The organism is Rhodanobacter thiooxydans LCS2, from assembly GCF_000264375.1.
Taxonomy (GTDB): domain Bacteria; phylum Pseudomonadota; class Gammaproteobacteria; order Xanthomonadales; family Rhodanobacteraceae; genus Rhodanobacter; species Rhodanobacter thiooxydans.
Map to the genome: position 1 here is coordinate 1 of NZ_AJXW01000159.1, position 375 is coordinate 375.

1 protein-coding gene and 1 pseudogene are annotated in these 375 nt (G+C 68.5%); both read left to right on the forward strand.

Translation table 11 applies throughout. From position 1 onward, the window contains the following. Positions 1-152 (forward strand): BlaI/MecI/CopY family transcriptional regulator (locus tag UUA_RS18340; RefSeq protein ID WP_008439739.1); only part of this gene is annotated, 152 nt, incomplete at its 5' end. After that, positions 139-375: pseudogene (locus tag UUA_RS18345) on the forward strand (M56 family metallopeptidase); the annotation flags it as partial. The gene UUA_RS18340 and the pseudogene UUA_RS18345, both read left to right, overlap by 14 nt.

Consider the following 375-nt stretch of genomic DNA (forward strand, 5'->3'; position numbering starts at 1 on the left):
TGCAGCAGGAGAGCAAGGGCTTGCTCGACCGCCTGTTCGGCGGCCGCGTGGCGCCGCTGGTGGCGCACTTCTCCGAGCAGCGCAAGCTCACGAAGAAGGACATCGCCGAACTGCGCAAGCTGCTGCAGGAGCTCGATGATGAACAGCATTGAGCTGGGCGGGATCGACTGGTTCGGGCGCGGCTGGCTGCTGATCCTCGCCTTCACTGCCGCCACGCTGCTGGTGGCGATACTGCGCAGGCCATGCCGCCGCCTGTTCGGCGCCGAGCGCGCGTTCCAGCTGTGGCTGCTGCCGCCGCTGGCGATGCTGACCAGCCAGCTGCCGCACGCGGCAGCCGCACCGATCGTGGCGTTGTCACCGATGGTGGTGGCGATC